We start from the raw sequence: 17,816 nt of genomic DNA, 5'->3' as shown, positions 1-17,816 counted from the left end.
GGTCAGGATGCCATGGGGCAGGGACGTGGCCTCAGTCTTTTCCGGGAGCCGGCAGTCCGTGCTCCAGGACGTCCAGTGCGCGTTCGACCAGGTCGGCGAGGTCCTCCTCGTGGTCGTGCTCGGCCCAGTACCGCGAGACCTCCAGCACGCCGCCGACCAGGGACATGGAGAGGACCCGCACCTCCAGGCACTCGGGGGCGAGGCCGGTGCGGTCGGCGATGGCGCGGCCGAGCAGGCGGCCGGTGGCCGACATGATCTCCAGCATCCGCGAGCGCACCGCGGGCACCTCTGCCAGCAGCCGTGCCCTCAGCCGGGTCAGGTCGGCTTCCTCGCCGGCGCCGAGTTCGACGGCCTTGCGCATGACGTGCCGCAGGGAGGCCGGCCACGGCTCGTCGGCGGGCCGGGCGGCCAGCTCCGCCGCCATGACCGGGGCGTACTCGTCCGTGAGGACGATGTCCTCCTTGGCCGGGAAGTAGCGGAAGAGAGTCGACGGCGACACTTCGGCGCGGTCGGCGATCTGCTCCGTCGTCGTCGCGTCGTACCCCTGCTCCCGGATCAGCGCGTAGGCCGCGGCACGGATGTCCTCGCGGGTCCTGGCCTTCTTCCGCTCCCGCAGACCGGGCCGGGGGCCGTCGGCGGGGGAGCGGGGGGAGCGGGAGCGTGCGGCCGTCATGGGGCCATTGTCGGCCACGGGGGCGGAGCGGAGCCGCCGGGTGATGCACCGGATGTTCGGCGGAGCGCCTGGGTCCTGTTGTTTGGATCTTGCCGGGGCGCGGGGTGTGGCACGCGCGTCCGCGGCGTTGTCGTCGGTTGCCAGGGCTCCGCCCTGCCGCCCTCCTCACGACAGGCCCTAGTACGCGACCATCGAGATCCCCACGTAGTGCGCGATGAAGGCCGCCAGCGTGAAGGAGTGGAAGACCTCGTGGAAGCCGAACCAGCGCGGTGACGGGTTGGGCCGCTTGAGGCCGTAGATCACGCCGCCCGCGCTGTAGAGCAGGCCGCCCACGATCACCAGGACGAGGACGGTGATGCCGCCGGCCCGCATGAACTCGGGGAGGTAGAACACGGCCGCCCAGCCCATGGCCAGGTAGCACGGGGTGTAGAGCCAGCGCGGGGCGCCGACCCAGAAGACGCGGAAGAGGATGCCAGCCGCCGCGGCGGCCCAGATGCCCCACAGCAGCCACTGGCCCTTGGCCTCCGGCAGCAGAAGCATCGTGAGCGGGGTGTAGGTGCCCGCGATGATCAGGAAGATGTTGGCGTGGTCGAGACGCCGCAGTACGCCGTCCATCCGCGGGCTCCAGTCGCCCCGGTGGTAGAGCGCGCTGACGCCGAACAGCAGGCAGGCCGTCAGGACGTAGATTCCGCAGGCGATACGTGCTTCGGTCGACTCGGCGAGGGCGGTGAGCACCAGGCCCGCGACGAGGACGGCCGGAAACATACCGAGATGCAGCCAGCCGCGCAGCTTCGGCTTGACCGGATGCGGCAGGGAGAGCGCTACGGGACCGCGGCCGTCGGCGGGCGTGTCCCTGGGCGCGTCGGAGGCGGACGCAGTCATGGGGGCATCGTACCTACGGGACCGTAAGTTACGCATCAGTACGGACGGTCGTGGGTGGCGAGTGGTCATCGTCTCACGGGGTACCCGGCCACGCACCCCCGTAACTCCCCGATGCGGGCACGTGGCGATCCTCACGCCGCTCAGGTGTGACGCCCCCTGGACAGATGGGCGCTCACGTCGGATGATCAAATGAGTGCGGTCGACACCGGATGAGCGCCCAAGAGGTCAACGTCACGCATCCGGGTCGCAGCCCCCACGGGGCCTCCAAACAAAAAACCCCTCATTTAGGAGCAATCGTGGCGCGCGACATCGCTGCTCCCCCCGTCCCCACCAACCACCAGGAGCTGATCTCGTGGGTGAACGAGATCGCCGAACTGACCCAGCCGGACGAAGTGGTCTGGTGTGACGGATCCGAGGCCGAGTACGAGCGCCTGTGCGGGGAGCTCGTCGAGAAGGGCACCTTCCGCAAACTCGACCCGATCAAGCGCCCCAACTCGTACTACGCGGCCTCCGACCCCTCCGACGTCGCGCGCGTCGAGGACCGGACCTTCATCTGCTCCGCCAAGGAGGAGGACGCCGGCCCGACCAACCACTGGAAGGACCCCGCCGAGATGCGGGAGATCTTCAGGGGGGAGAAGGGCGAGGGCGGCCTGTTCCGCGGCTCCATGCGCGGCCGGACCATGTACGTCGTGCCCTTCTGCATGGGCCCGCTCGGCTCGCCGCTGTCCGCGCTCGGCGTGGAGATCACCGACTCCGCCTACGTCGCCGTCTCCATGCGCACCATGACCCGCATGGGACAGCCGGTCCTGGAGGAGCTGGGTGACGACGGCTTCTTCGTCAAGGCCGTGCACACCCTCGGCGCCCCGCTGGAGCAGGGCCAGGAGGACGTTCCGTGGCCGTGCAACAGCACCAAGTACATCTCGCACTTCCCCGAGGACCGCGAGATCTGGTCCTACGGCTCCGGCTACGGCGGCAACGCCCTGCTCGGCAAGAAGTGCTACGCCCTGCGCATCGCCTCCGTCATGGCCCGCGACGAGGGCTGGCTCGCCGAGCACATGCTCGTGCTGAAGCTGACCCCGCCACCCTTTGCCTCCAGCCGGGTCGAGCCCAAGTACGTCGCCGCCGCCTTCCCGTCGGCCTGCGGCAAGACCAACCTCGCCATGCTGGAGCCCACGATCTCCGGCTGGACCGTGGAGACCATCGGCGACGACATCGCCTGGATGCGCTTCGGCGAGGACGGCCGCCTGTACGCCATCAACCCCGAGGCCGGCTTCTTCGGCGTCGCGCCCGGCACCGGTGAGCACACCAACGCCAACGCGATGAAGACCCTGTGGGGCAACTCCGTCTTCACCAACGTCGCCCTCACCGACGACGGCGACGTCTGGTGGGAGGGCATGACCGAGGAGACGCCCGCCCACCTGACCGACTGGAAGGGCAACGACTGGACGCCCGAGTCCGGTACGCCCGCCGCGCACCCCAACGCCCGCTTCACCACCCCCGCCGCGCAGTGCCCGATCATCGCGCCGGAGTGGGAGGACCCCAAGGGCGTGCCGATCTCGGCGATCCTCTTCGGCGGGCGCCGCGCCACCGCCGTACCGCTGGTCACCGAGTCCTTCGACTGGAACCACGGCGTCTTCCTCGGCGCCAACGTGGCCTCGGAGAAGACCGCCGCCGCCGAGGGCAAGGTCGGCGAGCTGCGCCGCGACCCGTTCGCCATGCTGCCGTTCTGCGGCTACAACATGGGCGACTACATGGGGCACTGGGTCGACGTGGCCAAGGACAAGGACCAGTCCAAGCTGCCCAAGATCTACTACGTCAACTGGTTCCGCAAGGACGACGAGGGCAAGTTCGTCTGGCCGGGCTTCGGCGAGAACAGCCGCGTCCTGAAGTGGATCGTGGAGCGCCTGGAGGGCAAGGCGGACGGCGTCGAGACCCCGATCGGCGTGCTGCCGACCAAGGAGTCCCTCGACACCGACGGCCTCGACCTCGCCGACGCCGACCTGGAGTTCCTGCTCAGCGTCGACAAGGAGGTGTGGCGCGAGGAGGCGGCGCTCGTCCCCGAGCACCTCAACACCTTCGGCGACCACACGCCCACCGAGCTGTGGGACCAGTACCGCAACCTGGTGCAGCGCCTGGGCTGACCGTCCCCACCCAGCTCCGCGTCCGGTCCGACTAGCCCTGACCCGCGAAGTCGTCACGAAGGCCGGCCGCGAGGGGGTCTCCCCACGCTCCAGTAGCTCAGCAGTACCCCGGAGCACGGGGGAGGTCCCGCTCGGGCCGGGTCACCGCACAACGGCGTGCGGAGGACCCGGCCCTCCAGCGTTTCCGGGCCCGCCCGTCGCCCGTCACCCCGAGCGGTCCTCCAGGTACCGCGTGTGGGACTCCTGCCGCCGGGCCTCGGCATCGCGCAGCCGGTCCGTCAGCCGCTCCGCCTCCTCGTGGAGCAGCGTGAGCTGCCGCTCCAGATGCCGCTCCGGCGGTTCCTGCCCCGGCGTCATCCGCGTCCACCACCGGGCCCGTACATAGGCGTCGACCGCCTCCGGCACGTCCTGTCGCACCGCCCGCGACACCGCGTGCACACCGTCCGGGTCGGCCGCCAGCACCTCGACGACCCACCCCGGCTCCAGCAGCGCCTCCAGCAGGCCGGTCAGCTCACCCAGCCGCTCCCCGGCGGCCGGCGGCAGCTCGACGCCGGCCAGGTAGGCGCGCAGCCGCCCGAAGTCGCCGCGCACCGCGTCCAGCTGCGCCGACGGGTCGGCGAAGTCGGGCGGCGCGGGTCGCTCCGGCGGGGCGATCAGCGCGCCGGCACCGTACAGACCGGCGACGACCACGGGCCAGTACGGCCCCGCCACTCCCGCGAAGGTCAGCACCACGCCCGCCAGCCCGCAGGCGCTGCCGGCCAGGTTCTTGCGGGACTCCAGATACGCCCAGACCCCGTTGCCCTTACTGGTAGCCACGGATCTCCTCGAAGGCGCCGTCCAGCGAGCCCTTCCGGGCGTCGAAGAGGCGGCCGCCGGTCAGTTCGGCGATGTGCTCCAGCTCCGCGCGGTCGGAGTCGCCGAAGAGGACGGTGAAGACCGGGATCTCCTGCCGGGCGGCGCCCAGCGAACCGTAGAAGCGGTCGAAGTCGGCCGCCTTCGCGCCGGTGGTGTTCTCGCCGTCCGTCATCAGCACGATCGACGTGAACGTGTCCCCGCCGCCGCCGAGGTGGTCGTACGCCTTCTCCAACGAGGTGTAGATCGCGGTGTCGCCCCGGGCGGTCAGCCGCTCGGTGTCCCGGCGGATGCCGTCCAGCCCGGCCTGCGGGTCGGCGGGGTCCACGACGTGGGTCGCCACGCGCTTCACGTCCGACCCGAACGGCATCAGCGTCACCTCCTCGCGGTCGCGGAAGTCGCCGGTGAGGGCGGTGAGCGACTGCTTCAGGCGGCTCAGCCGCTCGCCCTCCATCGAGCCGGAGGTGTCGAGGACGTAGACCGTGCGGGACGGGCGGCGCAGGTCGTTCTCGTAGGCGTCGAGCAGGCCGTCGGCGACGGACCGGGTGCCCGGGTAGGGCAGTTCGCGCCGCCGGCTCGTGTCCAGGGTGGACACGAGCGGCACGGAGGCCAGCACCGGGCGGCGGTGCGTCCGGACCGTGATCTCCTCCTGCGTCCCCGGGCTGCGCAGCGCCTCGGCGAGGCGGCGGACGTCCTCGCGGGTCGTGGCGTTCGTCCAGGCGAGCGTGGAGAGCGGGTAGTCGGCGGTGACCACGCCGTCGGTGGGGCGGAAAACGGTCAGTCCGGGCAGGCCCGCGAGGACGGACTCGTAGTTGAGCAGCGCGTCCACGTTCTCCCGCCGCTCGTACGCCGCCGCCAGCCAGCCCGACGAGCCGGAGGTGAGCTTCTGGCCGGTGAAGAACGTCCGCAGCCGTGGCGTCGCCTTCGCCACGTCCGCGTCCGTGAGCGCGGACTGGGCGCCGGAGAGCGCGGAGGCGACCGAGACCAGCGTGGCGAAACCGGAGTTGGAGCGGGCCGGGTCGGTCATGCCGTAGGTGAGCCTGCCGTCGGCGACGGCCCGCTCCACATCGGACCAGGTGACCTGCCCGGGCCGCCAGCCCAGCTCCGCCACGGTGGCGTTCTTCACGCCGATGGCGACAGGGCTGGTCATCACCGGGGTCTCGGACACGACCTGCTCCGCCGCCTCGGGCCGCAGCCGCAGGGGGTCGTTGGAGGACAGCCACACGGCGTCGTACTTCCCCTCCGCCCGGCCCTTCGCCAGCAGGTCGACGGCGTCGAGGGTGCCGATGGGGGTGAGCTGGACGGAGATGCCGGTGTCCTCGCGGACCTTGTCCAGTACCGGCGTCATGTCCGTCAGCTCGCTGGAGGCGAGGACGCGCAGGGTTCCGGGCTCGGCGGCACCGGACACCCCGGGCGTCGGCCCGTCCTTCCCGTCCTCCTGCGTGGTGCAGGCGGTGAGCAGGGCGAGCGCGGCCAGGCACCCGGCCAGGGTGCGCCTCATCCCAGGCCCCCGTCCCCGGCGTCCAGGGCACCCTGCGCACGGCTGCGCTCCAGGTACGCGCTCGCGTGCCGGAGTTCCCCGGTGAGGGACTCCACGGTGGCGGCCATCGCCTCCGTCGCCTGGACCTTGTAGGTGTCGATGGCGTCGAGGGTGCGGTAGATCTGCTGGAAGGCGGTGCGCAGGGTCTCCGCCCCCACCGCGGGGTCGGCGGCGATGCGCTGGATCTCCCCGCTCTGGGTGGCGAGCATCTCCGCGTTGCCCCGGATCAGGTCCTCCGTCGTCCCGCGCAACGCGTTGACCTGCTCGACGACCTTCTTCTGGTGGTCCAGCGCGGAGGCGAGCATCACGGAGATCCGCAGCGCGGACACCGTGGTCGTGGCCGCCCGGTCGACGCCCTTGATCAGTTCCTCGTTGTTGCGGCGTACGACGTCCATGGCGAGGTAGCCCTGCGCGCACACCGCGAGCTGGGTGAGCAGGTCCTGGTGCTTCTGGCGGACCGGGAAGAGGACGTCCGCGCGCAGGGCGTCGGCGGCCCGCGGGTCGGCCGGCTCCACGTCGGCGACGTGCTGCTCGACGGCCGTGTCCAGGGCCTCGGTGAGTACGACGTACTCCTGGAGCTTGCCCATGGTCTCCCACAGGCGGACCCGCTCGGTCTGCAGCGCGGCGTTGTCGCGGCGCAGTTCGTCCTGGCCGCCGCGCAGCGAGCCCACGATCTTGTTCAGGGTGCCCTGGGCGGAGGCGTACTTGGCGACGTGGTCGCGCAGCTTGTTGCCGCCGGGCAGCCGGGAGAGGAACCTGCGGCCCTTGTTCGCGGGCAGCTCGCGCGGGTCCAGGTCCTCGACCACGCGCCGCAGCTCCACCAGCGAGCCCGCGACCCGCGCCTGGGCGTCGCCGCCCTGGTCCGGCAGGCTGCGCACGGTGCGCTCCAGCATGCGGTTGGACTGCGAGGCGGCGGTGCGCATCTCGGCGGCGCCGAGTCCGGTGATCTCGCCGACCTTGCCCGCGAACTCCGGCGACCGGGCGTCGAGCGCGGCGAGGCCCTCGACGTAGGCGGCGGCCTTGCGGGCCATGTCGGCGCGGGCCCCGTCGTCGACGGGCACGAGTCCGCCGGCCTTCTCCCGGGGCACGGGTGCGACGGGCTCGGGCGGGGTGAGGGTGAGCGTGAAGTCGTTCCCGGTGTCGGTCACTTGGCCGGTCCCCCTGTGGTCCGCTGTCATCCGCGCGCCCGGCGGGCCATCCCGTGCAGCACCTCGGAGGTGGGCACGGGCGCCTGCCGGACGCCGGTCAGCTGCTGGTTGAGATACGCGGTGTGGGCCTCGGTCGCCTTGGTGAACTCCGCCCCGGCGCCCTGCGGCCGGAACCCGTGCCGGACGGCCAGTTCCCGCAGCCGCGGATCGGTGGCGAGGAGTTCGCCGAGCGCGCGGCCCTCGTCGGTGAGCGGTACGACGGTGTGGTCGCTGGTGGCGGTGGTGTCCGGGTACAGGACGGTCAGGTCCCCGACGCTCTCGCCGCCCTCCCGCAGCAGCGCGGCGACCTGCGACTCGTAGACCAGCACCAGCGGGTCGCCGACGCCGCTGGTGAAGTCCCGGAACGCCGCGTCCGTGCTGGACTTCTGGGCGCCCTGCACCTGGACCAGCTTGCGCATCAGGGGCGCGGTCCGGTCCACGTCGGCGTCGCTCGCGGCCACCCGGTCGCCGTTCGCCACGTAGGAGGCGGCGGCCAGGTACAGGGCGCCGGAGTTGGAGGTCTCCGGGTCCGTGGTCGCGATGTACACCGTCCCGGTCAGCTCGGCGTACTTCTGGGCGCCCTTCAGCTGCTGCCAGGTGCGGTCGGCGCGGGCCGCGTCGAGGTAGGCGCCCATCTTCAGGGTGCCGCCCCTGCTGCGGTCGAGCGTGGCGAGCCCGTTCGCCGCGAGCACCTGGGCGGCGCTGCGGTGGGCGACCACGACGAGCGGTGAGTAGAAGGGCCGGGGCAGCGGCTTGCGTACGCCGTGCTTGTCGGCGAGTTTGTCGGCCGGGGCCTGGCTGGAGGGGAAGGCGAGGTCGTAGCCCTTGAGGTCGAGCCCCTCCATCGCCCAGGACCCGGAGGTCTCCGCCCTTACGGTGTAGCCCTTGGCGGCTAGGGCCTTCACCACGTCGGGGTCGGCGAAGAAGGCTGCCTTCTCCGACCCGATCACCGCGCGCACGGTCTTCGTTGCCGTGGCCTTGTCCTCCGCTTGCCGGCCCGCGACGACGGCTGCCACCACTCCGCCGATCAGCAGGACCGCGAGGACGATTCCCGAGATACGTCTCACACGCGGAGCATCCCTCCGGAATCCTGCGTTCCCCGGCGCTCCGGGTGAACGGCAGGTGGCCGAGCCATACCGGTATGCAACGGGAACGAGCCACTCCGCCCCGACCCGCCGCCGGAACTCCACCACGACGCGGGGCGCGGCGGTGTACGCTCCCGATCTTGCACGACCCGAACGGCGGTTCCCCGCCCCGCAGGGAAGGGGAGCCGTTCCCCAGGGTCGCCGAACACCGCCTGTGGGGGGCACAGTTGAATACGGTTCGAAGCACCAGAAGTACCCGGCGTACCGGAAGCACCAGCCGTACCGGACGTCTCGCGGCCACGCTGCTCACCGCCGCGCTCGCGGCCGGCGGCCTGACCGTCGCCGCCGCTCCCGCCGCGCACGCCGCGGCCTCCGACGTCGTGGCCAAGCTGCCGATCTCCTCGTTCTCGGCACTGACGGTCGACTCCGCGCACCAGCGCGTGTACGTCGCCGACAGCAACCTGGGCTACTACGACAACAAGGGACTCGTCGCCGTCTACGACTTCTCCGGCGAGCGCGTCACCACCATCACCACCCAGCGCCACGTCTCCGGTCTCGCGCTGAACGCCGACGGCAGCGTGCTGCACGTCGGCGGCCGGGACGGGATCCTGCGGTACGACACCACCACGTACCTGCCGCTCAGCTCCGCGGTGGCGGGCACCGACACCTGCGGGCGCAGCATGGCCTTCACGGGCGGCAGGGTGTACCACACCGCGCCGTACGCCAACTACGCCTCCGACTGCGCCGCGACGCTCACGTACCTGGACTACAGCCAGACCGACAACACCTGGCAGCGCAGCGGATGGCAGGACCACGGCAAGCTCCAGCTCGAGGCGGGCCCCGGCGACCGGCTGATGATGGGCCAGCCGCTGAACGCCAAGGCTCCGGACCCGTTCGTCTCGGTGTTCGACGCGAGCGGGACGACCCTGGTGCGCACGGCCGGACGCCGCTTCGCCGACGGCGAGGGCAAGGGCGCCCTGAACCTCAAGGACATGGCGTTCTCCGCGGACGGCACCAAGGTCGCCGTCGCCGACGCTGCCGCCGGGACCCGGCTGCTGGACACCGCCGACCTGTCCGACGCCGCGACCGGTTACCCGGCGCTGCCGTCCGGCGCCTCGGCCTCCGCCGTCGCCTTCAGCGGTGACGGGAAGTACCTGGCGCGCGGCGCCTCGGCCTCCGGGGCCACGCCCGACCTGCTGCTCTCGCCCGCCGACCCGGGCGACGCGACCGCCCCGCTGGAGTTCGTCTTCGAGGGCAGCCTCGACGGCGACCGGGTGGCGCCGCGCGGACTGGAGTGGTCCGCCGACGGCTCCCGGCTGTTCGCGGTCACCACCAACGCGGCCGGTAGCCAGTACTGGCTGCACGTCGTCCAGCCCCCGGCCGTCCAGTACGACACCCGCTTCACCGGCGGGCTGTCCCACAGCCCCGTCCAGGCGGTCGCGGGTGAGGCACTGGCGGTGCGCGGCCGGCTGGAGCTGGACGGCCCGGCGCCCGCCGAGCCGTTGAAGGTCACGGCGACCCGCACCGACGCGGCCGGTACGCACGAGCTGGGCACCGCCACCGTCAAGGCGGACGGCACCTTCACCGTGCTCGACGAGCCGGACCTGATCGGCGAGGCCACGTACACCGTGTCGTATCTCGGCGACCTCACCCACCGCCCGGCCACCGACGTCACCCACACGGTGTCCGTCGGCAAGGCGGCCAGCTCGCTCGCGCTGACCGCCCCGGCGGAGGCGTCGATGAGCACCGGCGTCCACATCACCGGCACGTTCACCGCACAGGGGAAGGCGCTGCCCGAGCGGGCCGTACTGAAGGTGGAGCGCACCGACCGGCTCGGCACCGGCACGCTGTCGTCGGTGACGGTCGCCGCCGACGGCACCTTCGCCATCGACGACCTGCCGCGCACCCGCCGGGACACGACCTACACGGTCAGCTGGCCCGGCGACGACCTGCACACCGGGTCGGCCGCGTCGGCGACGGTCCGCGTCACTCGCTGATCACGCGCACGGCGGGACGGGGCACTCCGGGCACGCTGCCCGGGGCCCTGTCCCGCCGTGCGGGGTGAGTGGCACCCGGCCCGCGCGTCGCTGCGGGTGCGCGCGGGCCGGGGCCGTCGGGGGGAGCCCGGAGGGCTCAGTGGGACGCGAATTCGCGCGGTTCGAGAGCCGCGGCGTGCGCGTCCATGCGCTCGGCGGTCAGGATCGCGGCCGCCGTGTCGGCGCGGGAGGCCGCCACCACCAGGGCGCGGCCCGCGAGGGTGTGCGCCCGCCGGTGCAGGGCCGCCGGATGCGGCTCGGGGCGGGCGGCGGCCACCGGCACGCGGACCGGCGTCTGCCCTCCCCGCAGCCGGGCCACCTGCTCGGCGAGCCGGTCGGCCGCGGTGTCCAGGCCGGTGGAGGGGGCCAGCGCGCGCAGCTCGTCCGTGACGGCGAGCAGTGCGGCGAGGTGACCCGCGAGCTGGATGTCCAGCTCCTCCTCCCGGGACCGGTGGGGGAAGTCCGAGGTGCTGTCGGCCATCGTGCTGTGGACCGACTTGGTGCGGATCGGTTCGTACATGGGATGGCCTCCTGAGTGCTTCAGGAAACCATCCTACATTAGATTCAATCTAAAGTTGAGGGAGGTCGGGATTTGGCTCAGGCTCAGGCTCAGGCGGCTTGGGCTTGGGCTTGGGCTTGGGCTTGGGCTGGGCTTGGGCTTGGGCTCAGGGCTGGCTGTAACCGTCCAGGAAGTTCCCGATCCGGTCCACCGCCTCGCGCAGGTCCCCGGCCGTCGGCAGGGTCACCACCCGGAAGTGGTCGGGCTCGGGCCAGTTGAAGCCGGTGCCCTGGACGACCATGATCTTCTCCTGGCGCAGCAGGTCCAGGACCATCCGCCGGTCGTCCTTGATCTTGAAGACCTTGGGGTCGAGGCGCGGGAAGAGATACAGCGCGCCCTTCGGCTTCACACAGGTCACACCCGGGATGCTGGTCAGCGCCTCGTGGGCGGCGTCCCGCTGCTCCCGCAGCCGCCCGCCCGGCAGCACCAGCTCGTTGATGGTCTGCCGCCCGCTGAGCGCCGCGACCACGCCGTGCTGGCCCGGCATGTTGGCGCACAGCCGCATGTTCGCCAGGACCGTCAGGCCCTCGATGTAGGACTCGGCGTGCGCGCGCGGGCCGGAGATCGACATCCAGCCGACCCGGTAGCCGGCCACCCGGTACGCCTTCGACATGCCGTTGAAGGTGAGGGTGAGCAGGTCCGGGGCGATCGAAGCGGTCGGGGTGTGGGTGACCTCGTCGTACAGGATCTTGTCGTAGATCTCGTCGGAGCAGACCAGCAGGTTGTGCCGGCGCGCGATGTCGGTCAGCCCGCGCAGCATCGCCTCGTCGTAGACCGCGCCCGTCGGGTTGTTCGGGTTGATGACGACCAGCGCCTTGGTGCGGTCGGTGATCTTCCGCTCCACGTCCGCGAGGTCCGGCATCCAGTCGGACTGCTCGTCGCACCGGTAGTGCACCGCCGTACCACCGGAGAGCGAGACGGCGGCCGTCCACAGGGGGTAGTCGGGCGCCGGGACGAGGACCTCGTCACCGTCGTCCAGCAGTCCCTGCATCGCCATCACGATCAGCTCGGAGACGCCGTTGCCGATGAAGACGTGCTCGACGTCCGTCTCGATGCCGAGGGTCTGGTTGTGCATGACCACCGCCCGGCGCGCGGCCAGCAGCCCCTTGGCGTCGCCGTAGCCGTGTGCCGTCGAGACGTTGCGGAGGATGTCCTCCAGGATCTCCGGCGGGCACTCGAAACCGAAGGCGGCCGGGTTGCCGGTGTTCAGCTTCAGGATGCGGTGCCCGGCCGCTTCCAGCCGCATCGCCTCCTCGAGCACCGGGCCCCGGATCTCGTAACAGACGTTGGCGAGCTTGGTCGACTGGATCACCTGCATGTCCGTGAGCTTACGACCCGGTTGCGCGTCATGGGTCGTGTTGTCCGCCACGTGGGACGTGCGGTTTGGATGGATTTCCTCCGGTCGCGCGGGCTGCTAGCGGGAAGTCCGCCGCACCGACCGCCCCGCCAGTACGTCCGTCCGCCGCCCGTCCTCCATCACGAACCGCCCGTCGACCAGCACGTACGGAACGCCCGTCGGCAGCACGCGCGGGTTCTCGTAGGTGCTGCCCGCCGCGACCGTCGCCGGGTCGAAGAGCACCAGGTCGGCCCGGTACCCCTCGCGGACCAGCCCCCGGTCCGGCAGCCGCAGCCGGGCCGCCGGGCGCGAGGTGAGGTGGGCGACGCACTCCTCCAGCGACAGCACGCCCAGCTCGCGGACGTAGTGCCCGAGGTAGTGCGGGAAGGTGCCGTAGGCGCGCGGGTGCGGCTTGCTGCCCTGGAGGATGCCGTCCGAACCGCCGGTGTGGACACGGTGCCGCATGATCGCGCGGACGTTCTCCTCGTGGCCGACGTGCTGGAGGATGGTGGGGGCCAGCCGGTCGGTCAGGAGCAGGTGGCGGGCGACCGCCCAGGGGCTCTCGCCGCGCAGCCGCGCCGACTCCTGGACCGTGCGGCCGACGTACTCCGCGAGCGCCGGGTCGCCCGTGCCCGAGATCTCGATCGTGTCCCACTCCACGGGCACGCCGTGGCAGCCGTCGGCGCCGATCTCCTCCAGGTGGTGCCCGACACGCTCGGCGGTGTCGTCGTCCGCCAGCCGCTTCAGGATCCGCTCCGGGCCGCCCTCGCTCGCCCAGCTCGGCAGCAGCGCCACGAGGGTCGTGCAGCCTGGGGTGTACGGGTAGGTGTCGAGGGTGATGTCGGCCCCGGTGGCCAGCGCGTCGTCGAGCAGGGTCAGCAGCTCGGGTGCCCGGCCCTTGTTGACGCCGAAGTTCATGGTGGCGTGGGCGAGGTGGAGGGGGCAGTCCGCCTCGCGGGTCAGCGCCACCATCTCCTCGTACGCCTGGAGGGCCCCGGCGCCGTACGAGCGGTGGTGCGGGCAGTAGTAGCCGCCGTACCCGGCCACCACCCGGCACAGCTCGGTCAGCTCGGCGTCCTTGGCGTACATGCCGGGCGTGTACGTCAGACCGGACGACATGCCGACCGCGCCCTGCTCCATGCCCTCGGCGACCAGGCGGCGCATGTGCTCCAGCTCGGCCTCGGTCGCGTCCCGGTCGTCCCAGCCGACCGCGAGGGCGCGCACCGTGCCCTGCGGGACGAGGTACGCGGCGTTGACCGCGATGCCCCCGTCGAGCCGGTCCAGGTACTCGCCGACCGACCGCCAGTCGAAGTCGATGTCGTCACCGGGGCCGTTCCACCCGGCGATGGCGCGGCGCACCTCGCCGAGCGTGCGGTCGTCGACCGGCGCGTACGACAGCCCGTCCTGGCCGATGACCTCCAGGGTGACGCCCTGGGCGGCCTTGGCGCTGTGGTCGGGGTCCCGCAGCAGCGCCAGGTCGCTGTGGGCGTGCATGTCGATGAAGCCGGGGGCCAGGACCAGGCCCTCGGCGTCCAGCTCACGGCGCGCCCTGGGGCGCTGGCAGCCGGCGGCCGCCGCCTCCTTGACGATCGACACGATCCGGCCGCCGTCGACCACGACGTCCGCGCGGTAGGAGTCGGCGCCGGAGCCGTCCACGACGTCCGCGTCCCTGATGACCAGCTCTTCCATGTCCGGCTCCCTTTCTCGGGCGTCTCGGGTCTCAGGCGTCTCAGGCGTCTCAGAAGAAGGTGCGGATGTAGTCGACGACCGTCCCGTCCGCCTCGGCGACCGGGATGAGCTGCCACTTGTCGAAGGACGTGCACGGGTGGGACAGGCCCGTCCCGACCCAGTCGCCCACCTCCAGGTCCGCGTCCCCGGCCGTGCGCAGCCAGGCGTGCTGGTCGGAGAGGCCGGTCACCTCGACGCCGGTGGCCGGACGCTCGGTGCCGTCGCGGCGGACGACCTGGGCGAAGGGCAGGTGGAGGTCGTACGCCGCGTCCCGCTTGCCCGCGTTGGTGAACGCCTGCTCGGGGGAGGGGCGGGAGACGACCTGGCTCCACAGGCGGAAAGCGGGCTCCAGGGCGCCCTCCTCGGGGACCCGGTTGAAGGGGGTCAGCTCGCGGTAGTGACCGTCGTCGTGGGAGACGTACGCGCCCGAGCGCAGCAGCTTCAGCACGGGCAGGGACAGGTCGGGGACCTCGGCGAACACGTCGGCGACCGCGTCGAACCAGGCGCTGCCGCCCGCGCTCACCACGATGTCTTCCAACCCGTTGAACCGCCCCGCCTTGTCGAAGTCCACGGCGAGCGCGACCAGCCGCCGCAGCCAGGCGTGCACCTTCTCGGGGTCGGCGTCCGGCACCTCGCCCTCGTACCCGGCGACACCGGCGAGCCGCAGCGTCCGCGTCCCGGCCACCGCGTCGGCGACCGCCGCGCACTCGGCCTCCGTGCGGACGCCGGTCCGGGCACCCTCGCCGGCGGCCAGTTCCACCACGACGTCCACCGGGCGGGAGGCGCCCGCGTCCGACAGTGCCGCGTCCATCAGCCCGACGCCGCGCACGGAGTCGACGTAGCAGACGAAGCGGAAGTCCGGGTCGGCGTCCAGTTCGGAGGAGATCCAGCGCAGGGCGGCTGCGTCGGCCGACTCGTTGGCGAGGAAGATCCGCCGGATGCCGAAGGCGCGGGCGACCCGTACCTGGTGCGGCACGGCGAGGGTGATGCCCCAGGCGCCGTGCTCGATCTGGCGGTGGAAGAGCTGCGGGGCCATGGAGGTCTTGCCGTGCGGTGCGAAGGCGAGGCCGTGCCGGGTGGCGTACGTCTCCATGAGCCGCAGGTTGTGCTCCAGGCGCTCGGCGGACAGGGCCAGCACGGGGGTGGTGAAGCCGCCGGTGAAGAGGTTGCGGCCCTGACGGGTCAGCTCGGCGACGGTGAGGCCTTCGGCGTCCGGCGGGAGGCCCTTGAAGCGGTGGTCGACGCGCTCCTCGGCCAGACGGGCGAGGGCTTCGGTGCCGGTGTCGAGGGCCATGGAGCCTCCCTGATCTGATGCGTTGCAAAGAATGCAACGATCGTTGCGTATATCGCTTACTGCTGTCTAACATCTCGGCCAACGCGGGGTCAACGGATCCGCCGAGGCCCGCCGGAGCGACGAGGAGCCCCCACCATCGTGACCGCCACCGGACCCACCAGCACCGCCCCCGGCGTCGTGGACGTCGTCGCGCTCGGCGAGTCCATGGTCACCTTCCTTCCCTCCGTGCCCGGCCGCCTCGCCGACGTACCCTCCTTCGACCGGGCCATCGGCGGCGCCGAGTCCAACGTGGCCTGCGTGCTGGCCGCCGCCGGGCACTCCGCGCGCTGGGTCGGCCGGGTCGGCGCCGACGGCTTCGGCGACCACCTCGTCGAGGCGATCGGCGCCTACGGCGTGGACGTCTCCGCGGTGCGCCGCGACCCCGACCGCCCTACCGGCGTGTACTTCCGCACCGCCGGGGACCGGGCCACCGACGCGCACGAGGTGGCGTACTACCGGGCGGGCTCCGCGGCCTCGGCGATGTCGGCCCGGAACATGGACCTCGACGCGGTCCGCTCGGGGCGCGTCCTGCACCTCTCCGGCATCACGCCCGCGCTCTCCGCCGACTGCCTCGCCCTGATGCGCGAACTCACCGCCCGCCGTCCCGGCCGGCCCCTCGTCTCCTTCGACGTCAACCACCGCCCCGGGCTGTGGCGCGGGGACGCCGACGGCTCGCGGGTGCTGCTGGAGCTGGCGCGCGGCGCCGACATCGTGTTCGTCGGCGAGGACGAGGCCTGGGGGCTGGGCGGCGCCGAGGCCGTGCGCGCCGCGCTGCCCGAGCCCGAGCTGCTCGTCGTCAAGCAGGGCGCGACCGGCGCCACCGCCTTCCACGGGCCGCACGTCACCTCCGTCCCCGCCCTCTCCGTCGACGTCGTGGCCGCCGTCGGCGCGGGCGACGCCTTCGCCGCCGGGTTCCTCTCCGCCACCCTGCGGGACCTGCCCGTGCGCGAGCGCCTGCGGCACGGCCACCTGATGGCCGCCGCCGCCCTCACCGTCCCCGGCGACCTCGCCGTGCCGCCCACCCGTCACCCGACCACCGCCCCTCATGGAGCCTCCCCCAGAGCCGAAGGCCTGGGGGGACCCCCACCGCGGCGCCCCTCCTGGATGCACCACGCCGACCGCCTGGCCGCCCTCGACGACGACGCGTGGGGGAGACTGCGACTCGGCCCCGGCTGGACACAGGCCGGCGAAAGGGCCGACGAGGAGGTAGGTACCCCATGAGCCAGACCGTCGACCGCGCGCTGAGCATCCTGCCGCTGCTCGCCGAGGGCCCCGCCGACCTGGGCCGGGTCGCCGACCGCCTCGGCGTCCACAAGTCCACGGCCCTGCGCCTCCTGCGGACGCTGCACGAGCACGGCTTCGTCTACCGCCAGTCCGACCAGCGCTACCGCCTCGGCGCCCGGCTGATCGCCCTGGCCCAGGAGGCGATGGAGAACCTCGACGTCCGCGAGATCGCCCACCCCCACCTCGTACGCCTCAACGAGCAGTGCGGACACACCGTCCACCTCGCCGTCTACGAGGACAACGAGGTCCTCTACATCGACAAGGTGGAGAGCCGCTACCCGGTCCGCATGTACTCCCGGATCGGCAAGCCCGTCGCCATCACCGTCGCGGCGGTGGCCAAGCTGCTGCTCGCCGACCTCCCCGAGAACGAGCGCCGAGCCGTCGTCGAGAAGCTCGACTACCCCCTGTACACGGCCCGTTCGACACCGAACGCCGACGGCTTCCTCAAGGAGCTGGCCAAGGTGCGCGAACAGGGCTGGGCCACCGACCTCGGTGGCCACGAGGAGTCCATCAACTGCGTCGCCGCGCCCATCCGGGGCGCCGACGGCCGGGTGACGGCCGCGATGTCGGTCTCCGCGCCGAACGTCGTCGTCACCGCCGACGAACTCCTCACCCTGCTCCCGCTGGTGCGCCGTACGGCGGACGCGATCAGCGGCGAGTACTCCGGCAGGACCCCAGCCAAGGAAGTCACCGCATGACCGACAAGACCGCTCTCACCCCCGCGACCCACACCGTCCCCCCGGCGAAGTTCAGCCACGGCGTCCGCAAGGGCAACCTCCTCCAGGTCGCCGGCCAGGTCGGCTTCCTCCCCCACGAGGAGGGCAAGGCCCCCACCCCGGCCGGCCCGACCCTGCGCGAGCAGACCCTCCAGACCCTCGCCAACGTCAAGGCGATCCTCGAAGAGGGCGGTGCCTCCTGGGACGACGTGATGATGATCCGCGTCTACCTCACGGACGTGGACCACTTCGCCGAGATGAACGAGATCTACAACGCCTACTTCGAGGAGCAGGGCCTCACCCAGCCGCCCGCCGCGCGCACGACCGTCTACGTCGGTCTGCCCGCCGGACTCCTCATCGAGATCGACGCGCTGGCCGTCCTCGGCTGACCCTCGCCTCCGTCTTTCCTTCCGTCTGACTGTCGCACGGCACGGCGCCCCTCACCCCCGGGGCGCCGTGCCGCG

General features: G+C 72.2%; 15 protein-coding genes. 5 read left to right on the top strand and 10 right to left on the bottom strand.

Annotated elements, in window-relative coordinates; genetic code table 11:
- Window positions 1-31 precede the first annotated feature (31 nt).
- Window positions 32-673, bottom strand: coding sequence for a TetR/AcrR family transcriptional regulator (locus ACFW48_RS29875; RefSeq protein ID WP_386319941.1), 642 nt, complete (start codon window positions 671-673; stop codon window positions 32-34).
- A gap of 177 nt (window positions 674-850) precedes the next feature.
- Window positions 851-1,555, bottom strand: coding sequence for a hemolysin III family protein (locus ACFW48_RS29870; protein WP_386319939.1), 705 nt, complete (start codon window positions 1,553-1,555; stop codon window positions 851-853).
- Between the two features lie 296 nt (window positions 1,556-1,851).
- Here ACFW48_RS29870 and ACFW48_RS29865 point away from each other — a divergent pair, with 296 nt between their 5' ends.
- On the top strand, window positions 1,852-3,696 hold the full coding sequence (locus tag ACFW48_RS29865) for a phosphoenolpyruvate carboxykinase (GTP) (protein ID WP_386319936.1): 1,845 nt from the start codon (window positions 1,852-1,854) through the stop codon (window positions 3,694-3,696).
- 204 nt (window positions 3,697-3,900) lie between these two features.
- On the opposite strand, the gene ACFW48_RS29860 is transcribed toward ACFW48_RS29865, so the two are convergent.
- The 4 genes from ACFW48_RS29860 to ACFW48_RS29845 are packed head-to-tail and all read right to left on the bottom strand — an operon-like array spanning window position 3,901 to window position 8,342.
- The gene (locus tag ACFW48_RS29860; protein ID WP_386319933.1) at window positions 3,901-4,512 is read right to left on the bottom strand and encodes a hypothetical protein; all 612 of its coding nucleotides are present in this window, start codon (window positions 4,510-4,512) and stop codon (window positions 3,901-3,903) included.
- Window positions 4,499-6,049, bottom strand: a complete 1,551-nt coding sequence (locus ACFW48_RS29855; RefSeq protein ID WP_386319930.1) for a substrate-binding domain-containing protein — start codon at window positions 6,047-6,049, stop codon at window positions 4,499-4,501. Before ACFW48_RS29855 ends, ACFW48_RS29860 begins: the two co-directional genes overlap by 14 nt.
- Window positions 6,046-7,266, bottom strand: coding sequence for a toxic anion resistance protein (locus tag ACFW48_RS29850; protein WP_386319927.1), 1,221 nt, complete (start codon window positions 7,264-7,266; stop codon window positions 6,046-6,048). Before ACFW48_RS29850 ends, ACFW48_RS29855 begins: the two co-directional genes overlap by 4 nt.
- A complete protein-coding gene (locus ACFW48_RS29845; protein ID WP_386319924.1) occupies window positions 7,263-8,342 on the bottom strand; it encodes a substrate-binding domain-containing protein in 1,080 nt (359 codons plus the stop codon). The genes ACFW48_RS29850 and ACFW48_RS29845 overlap by 4 nt, the downstream gene beginning before the upstream one ends.
- 158 nt (window positions 8,343-8,500) lie before the next feature.
- On the opposite strand from ACFW48_RS29845, the gene ACFW48_RS29840 reads away from it, so the two are divergent.
- Complete coding sequence (locus ACFW48_RS29840) at window positions 8,501-10,357, top strand: Ig-like domain repeat protein (RefSeq protein ID WP_386319922.1); 1,857 nt, start codon at window positions 8,501-8,503, stop codon at window positions 10,355-10,357.
- A gap of 136 nt (window positions 10,358-10,493) precedes the next feature.
- Here the strand turns inward: ACFW48_RS29840 and ACFW48_RS29835 are convergent, their stop codons facing one another.
- From ACFW48_RS29835 to ACFW48_RS29820, 4 genes are all read right to left on the bottom strand, one after another.
- Window positions 10,494-10,916, bottom strand: coding sequence for a hypothetical protein (locus ACFW48_RS29835; RefSeq protein WP_386319919.1), 423 nt, complete (start codon window positions 10,914-10,916; stop codon window positions 10,494-10,496).
- A 145-nt stretch (window positions 10,917-11,061) separates the two neighbouring features.
- On the bottom strand, window positions 11,062-12,273 hold the full coding sequence (locus tag ACFW48_RS29830) for a pyridoxal phosphate-dependent aminotransferase (protein ID WP_386319916.1): 1,212 nt from the start codon (window positions 12,271-12,273) through the stop codon (window positions 11,062-11,064).
- A gap of 96 nt (window positions 12,274-12,369) precedes the next feature.
- Window positions 12,370-13,980 (bottom strand): amidohydrolase family protein, encoded by a 1,611-nt coding sequence (locus ACFW48_RS29825; RefSeq protein ID WP_386319913.1) that lies wholly within the window; start codon window positions 13,978-13,980, stop codon window positions 12,370-12,372.
- A 49-nt stretch (window positions 13,981-14,029) separates the two neighbouring features.
- Complete coding sequence (locus tag ACFW48_RS29820) at window positions 14,030-15,313, bottom strand: amino acid deaminase (RefSeq protein WP_386319910.1); 1,284 nt, start codon at window positions 15,311-15,313, stop codon at window positions 14,030-14,032.
- Between the two features lie 138 nt (window positions 15,314-15,451).
- Here ACFW48_RS29820 and ACFW48_RS29815 point away from each other — a divergent pair, with 138 nt between their 5' ends.
- From ACFW48_RS29815 to ACFW48_RS29805, 3 genes are read left to right on the top strand one after another with little or no spacing between them, the layout of a single operon-like run.
- On the top strand, window positions 15,452-16,573 hold the full coding sequence (locus tag ACFW48_RS29815) for a sugar kinase (RefSeq protein WP_386319907.1): 1,122 nt from the start codon (window positions 15,452-15,454) through the stop codon (window positions 16,571-16,573).
- Window positions 16,570-17,334: an IclR family transcriptional regulator gene (locus tag ACFW48_RS29810; RefSeq protein WP_386319904.1), complete on the top strand. Its 765-nt coding sequence runs from the start codon at window positions 16,570-16,572 to the stop codon at window positions 17,332-17,334. The genes ACFW48_RS29815 and ACFW48_RS29810 overlap by 4 nt, the downstream gene beginning before the upstream one ends.
- Entirely contained in the window at window positions 17,331-17,741 is a 411-nt protein-coding gene (locus tag ACFW48_RS29805) for a RidA family protein (RefSeq protein WP_386319901.1), read from the top strand. Before ACFW48_RS29810 ends, ACFW48_RS29805 begins: the two co-directional genes overlap by 4 nt.
- Window positions 17,742-17,816: the final 75 nt, after the last annotated feature.

The sequence above is a fragment of the Streptomyces sp. NPDC058812 genome, from assembly GCF_042744565.1.
GTDB classification, from domain to species: Bacteria; Actinomycetota; Actinomycetes; order Streptomycetales; family Streptomycetaceae; genus Streptomyces; species Streptomyces thinghirensis.
The sequence above is the reverse complement of the archived record's forward strand: the minus strand, read 5'-3'. Positions and strand labels throughout refer to the sequence as shown.